Genomic DNA, 5,551 nt, shown 5'->3' with positions numbered 1-5,551 from the left:
ATTGGATAAAAAAATTTATAACAAATAACTAAAAATTTTTATGTCCGAAACTATAAACTCTTTTTTTAAATTTTAATTAAGTTCGTAAAATATAAAATAAATTAAAAATTTAAAAAAAATGTCTGAAATGAAAAAATAAAAAAATTAAAAAAAATCAGTCAAAATATAAAAAATAAAAAATTAGAAAAATAATTGAAAAAAAAATTAGAAAAAATACTAAATGAAAAATTAGAAAAATAATTGAAAAAAATTAGAAAAAATCCTAAATGAAAAATTAGAAAAATAATTGAAATGAAAAAACTATTCTTCTTTTTTATCAGAGTCTTCATTTTCTTTAGATCTATCAGTAACTCCTTTTAAAATAGCTTTTCCATCCCTGATTTCAATAATCAAACCTAAATCAGGGCTTTGCCCATTCACCCTTTCTCCACCAATCCTAATAACCCGAGGATTTAAATCTATAGAACCTAAATCTTCATCTGAAAAATTATTAGAAGTATTGTTAGGAGTAAAACTGTGTGAAAATGAAGTGTTAGTGGAATGACCTGAAGGATTTACGTCCTTTTCACCATCAAGTTCATGAGAATATTTATTAGTTTTTTCCTCTTCACTATCAAAGAATGACAAATCCTTATCCAAATCAAAAACAGAAGGTTTTATCTCATCATTTTTATCAATTTCCTTTTTGATTTCCTCTAAATCATTATAAATTTCTTCATTTTCCTCATCAACAAAATTTCCTACTTCAAATGAAGTTAAATTCCCATAGGAATCATAAGCCTTCATTGTAGCAAGTGAATAAGGTTCACAAACAATTATATGAAATGGACCATGTTTGGAAAAGGTAATCAAATCAGCATTTGAAGGTCTTGCACTTCCACCAGGATGGGAGTGAACAGAACCCCATTTCTTTTGGCTTGGAGGAATTAACCAATCATTAAAGGTAGCGCTGGTGTGGGAACGTTCTCCAGGCAAAAAGATTAAACCACTGATATAGAGAACCTTATCCTTTACATAACCGTCAAACATAGCTAAAAATTCATTAGGATATGACTTTTTTGCATAAAAAATTACTGAATCGATAACAGTCTGATCCACACATACCTTTTCAAAATGATTTTTCTCATTTAATTTTGAGACTAAATCCTCAAATCCCATAATTACACCAAAATAAAAAATAATAAGCTTAAACTAGCCACAATAAAACTAATAAATAAAATAATAAGCTTAAACTATCAACAATAAAACTAAACTAAATCAAAATGACTTTAAGGAATAATTAAAAAAATTAATACCTTTCAAAGAACTCCTTATTAAAAATGTCCAATTCACAGTCAAGCAAAACTTCACTTCGAATGGAAACTGTCTTTTTTTCTTCCTTAGGATTAAATCCTTCAATTTCATAAAATCTTTTATAAATACCAAATCCCCGTTTTTTCCAGGTTTCAACATCATTTAAGTTTATTCCTCTTTCATACAATAAATCATGGATTTCACTGGATTTTAATCCTTTAATCTTTTGATTAGCGATTTTTGGAGAATATTCTTTCTTTAAGGCCCAAATACCATAAGCATTTACACAATTTCTCCAAGCCTCATCCTGTCTCCACTTGAAATAATCACAAATGTCATCATCATTTATTGGAATAACCCTTGAATCAAATGAAATGGGAAATAGATTATTTTTCTCATTTTCACTTAAAGCATCTAAATTAAACTCCTCAGAAAACTCATTCATTAAATGATATGTAAATGAACTGGAAGCCAAAGAGGGAAAAACTGAATTTAACTTTTCAATTCTGCCTGAAAAAGGAATTTCATCCAATAGAATACTTATCTCATCAGAAAAGGCATAAATGAATTTAGGGGAAAATTGATTAAAGATATCCAAACAAAGATTGGACATTATTCCATTAAAATTATCATCATAAGGCTTTTCAAGATTTAAAACTTCGGCCAAACGATGAAATTTACGACCATCAAGACGCAAAATAATGTTTGAGTTCTTTGGAACCTTGATAGAAGAGTAAATTTCATAATCTTTCATAAAATCACCTAAAATAATTCAACACACCTAATCTGTTATTTAAAATTAATTATTTCTAAATTTAGCCATATCAATTATTATGACTCATTTTAGATTTAAATTATTAAAATAAAATAATTTAAGTTCCTATTGAGAAACAATAATTAAAATTAAAATAAAAATTAAAATAAAATAATTTAAGTTCCTATTGAGAAACATTCATTAAAGCTCTTTAAGAGTTTAATTGCTGAAAATGCAGCTAACATACTTGTTTTTGGATTTGCAACAAATGGAATATTTGCAGAACTGGTTTTCAATTCACCAAAGTCCCCCATAACATGAACCTCATGAACATTCTTATCAACCTTAGGATCAACGATTATCTTTACATCAACATCCATACCACATGCAATACTTAATGATGCAGCAACATTGATGTTTACCGGAAACTGCTTAACAGCTTCAGAAGCCTTACCTTCAAATAAAACCTCTTCTTCAGTAACTTCACGACCTAAGGACTTAGGAGCCTTTCTTGTTGTAAGAGAAGCTTGAGTAATCTTACCAATTGAACCTGCCTTAATACCGTCTAAACCTACAATTGCACCGGAAGGTGCATAGACCTTGGACCTTTTCTCATGTGCAACAGAATAGACTTTATTAAAGAATTCCTCATCCATCAATGCACCGACACTCATAATCATTAAATCAATGCCATTTTCAAGAATATTTACAGCAACATCCTTTAATGCTGCAGGAGAAGCAGCTTCAACTATTAAATCCACTTCATCAAACATTTCCTCCAAGTTTAATACAGCAACTCCATTAGAAATTCTTGCAAGATTTTCAGCTCTTTCAACATCACGATCATAGAAATATTTAATTTCTATTCCTTCTTCAGACATGATTTCACTTACAATTGTGTTAGCAATTGCACCACATCCGACCATACCTACAATCATTTTTTAACTCCTATATTACTAAATAGTTAATTGAAATAAAATCTAAAAAAATTCATATAAATTTTTTTAAAAAATCCATAATAAAATTTGCCTATATTATAATTAATCTTTATTAGATAAATAAGTATCTTTAAAAAATTATTTTAAATCAAATAAAAAGGGAATATACATAAAATCAAACATGAAAATTAGAATAAACTGATAAATAATCAAAGAAATTTCAATTTGTGAATTAAAAAAAATAATGAAAAATTTAGAAAAAATTAGAAAAAATTAGAAAAAATTAGAAAAAATAAAACTAAAAAAATTAAAAAAATTAAAAAAAATTGGAAAAAAATAAAAAGTAAAGAAAATTGATTAAAAATCAATAATCTTTATACTGCGTTGGAGCCTCTCTCACCGGTTCTAATCCTAATAACCTCTTCAACATCAGAAACAAAGATCTTACCGTCTCCAACATCACCGGTTCTTGCACTTTCCTGAATTGTTTCCAAAATATTTTCCAAATCCTCCTCATTGACAATCAATTCAACACGGGTTTTTGGAATGAGATCGATACAATAATTAGAACCTCTATAGGACTCCTTAATACCTAATTGTCTTCCTCTTCCCTTTACTTCAGAAACATTCATTCCATCACAACCAATTGCAAGCAAGGCCTTTTTCACATCCTCATACTTTTCCTGACGAATAACTGCAATAACTCTTTTCATCATATCACCTAAATAAATCATGTTCAATTATGCTAATCAAAATCAAATAATGTTTTATTAAAAATTGATTAGGCTATAACCTATAACCTGATTCCTCATGCAGTTTGGTATCAAGTCCTTCAACTTCAGTCTTTTCATCAACTCTGATTCCGATTGTCTTATCAAGGATCTTGGCAAGTATGAAACTTACTACAAATGCATAAACTATTGTAACAATTACACTTATAATCTGAATTGTCACCTGTCCAGGGTTTCCATAAATTAATCCTGCAGCATCATTAATAAGAGGGCTTGCAAAAATACCTGTAGCTATTGCTCCCCAGACTCCTGAAAGACCGTGAACTCCGAATACATCCAAAGCGTCGTCGTAACCGAATTTGGATTTAAGGTAGTATATTGCAAAGTAGGAAACGAATGCAGTTACAAAACCAATTACTATTGCAGCTGGAACATCAACAAATCCTGCTGCCGGAGTGATTGCGACAAGCCCTGCAACTCCACCTGTAATTGCACCTAACATTGTAGGTTTTCCAACCTTAATATAATCTATAATCACCCAAGTGATAAGTGCAGTTGCCGCTGCAATATTTGAAACAAGAATTGCAGATGCTGCAAGACCGTTAGCTGCAAGAGCAGATCCTCCATTGAATCCCATCCATCCAAACCAAAGGAATCCTGCACCTAAAACTGAAAATCCTAAATTATGAGGCAGTAATGAAGTGTCCTTACGTCTGCCAAGAACCAGTGCCAATGCAAGAGCTGTAACCCCTGAATTAATGTGAACAACAGTTCCTCCTGCAAAGTCCAAGGCTCCCATACTCATTAACCATCCTCCGCCCCATACCCAATGGGCAATAGGGACATAAACAAGGCTGACCCAAGCGATAATGAATATTATCCATGCTGAAACCTTCATCCTACCAACAATTGCACCTGAAATAAGGGCTGCAGTAAGACCTGCAAAGGTTAATTGAAATACCACAAAGAGAATTGTAGGTATTGAACCGCTTAAATCATCCAATCCAATTCCACTCATAAAGAAATGAGCAGGCTGAGCTATTAAACCATGAATGCTAACATCTCCAAAAGCAAATGGATAACCGTAAATTACCCAGATTATACTTGCTATTGAAAATGCTATGAAAGTTAAAAACATTGTATTTAAAACATTTTTCTTTTTTGTTAAACCACTGTAAAAGAAAGCTACTCCAGGAATACTCATTAAAAGAACTAATATAGTTGCTATAAGTATCCAAGCAGTATCTCCTGTACTAAATAAAACCATATTATCATTTTCTCTTCAAATCAATAAAAATTAATAAATCTAAAAATAAATATATTTCAATTCGATTTTTAAAAAAAAACTGCATTTCAATTCAATTTAAAAAACTGTACTTAATCCAATTGTAAGAAAAATTTAATTCAATTAAACAATCCATAAAATATTAAATTAGATTAAATAATTTAATTCAATCAAAAACAAATATTTAATCTCAATTAGACTCTTTTATTATTAATTAACTATTTTAAAAAATTTTAAATTATTAAAAAAATCATGAAAGCAACCAATATTAAATTTTATAGAGATTAAATATTTGTGATTGAATTAAATTTTAAGGATTAAATTTCTAATAGATCACTTTCATGATATCTATTTTTAAACTAAATATTCTAATTTTATTATTTTTAAAATAAAGTTTAAAACTTAATAAAAATCTTAAATTTCTTTAATATTAAAAAAAATCAAGACTTCAAAAATATCATGATTTTTCTAAAATATTAAAAAATCAAATTTAGAAACCAAATAATCTTTTCAAAATATAAAAAAATCAAATTTAAGAAGATCGGAAGAG

General features: G+C 28.9%; 5 protein-coding genes. All 5 read right to left on the bottom strand.

Going from position 1 to position 5,551, the window contains the following annotated elements; translation table 11 throughout:
- Positions 1–300: 300 nt before the first annotated feature.
- Positions 301–1,158, bottom strand: a complete 858-nt coding sequence (locus tag Q0138_RS07530; protein WP_297982878.1) for a Mov34/MPN/PAD-1 family protein — start codon at positions 1,156–1,158, stop codon at positions 301–303.
- A 130-nt stretch (positions 1,159–1,288) separates the two neighbouring features.
- The gene (locus Q0138_RS07525) at positions 1,289–2,047 is read right to left on the bottom strand and encodes a tRNA(His) guanylyltransferase Thg1 family protein (protein WP_297982877.1); all 759 of its coding nucleotides are present in this window, start codon (positions 2,045–2,047) and stop codon (positions 1,289–1,291) included.
- A gap of 176 nt (positions 2,048–2,223) precedes the next feature.
- The gene (locus tag Q0138_RS07520) at positions 2,224–2,985 is read right to left on the bottom strand and encodes an aspartate dehydrogenase (RefSeq protein WP_297982875.1); all 762 of its coding nucleotides are present in this window, start codon (positions 2,983–2,985) and stop codon (positions 2,224–2,226) included.
- Positions 2,986–3,359: 374 nt separating this feature from the next.
- Positions 3,360–3,698, bottom strand: a complete 339-nt coding sequence (locus Q0138_RS07515; protein WP_297982871.1) for a P-II family nitrogen regulator — start codon at positions 3,696–3,698, stop codon at positions 3,360–3,362.
- 73 nt (positions 3,699–3,771) lie between these two features.
- Positions 3,772–4,983 (bottom strand): ammonium transporter, encoded by a 1,212-nt coding sequence (locus Q0138_RS07510; protein WP_297982870.1) that lies wholly within the window; start codon positions 4,981–4,983, stop codon positions 3,772–3,774.
- Positions 4,984–5,551: the final 568 nt, after the last annotated feature.

The organism is uncultured Methanobrevibacter sp. (assembly GCF_937906425.1).
Lineage (GTDB): Archaea > Methanobacteriota > Methanobacteria > Methanobacteriales > Methanobacteriaceae > Methanobrevibacter.
The sequence above is the reverse complement of the archived record's forward strand: the minus strand, read 5'-3'. Positions and strand labels throughout refer to the sequence as shown.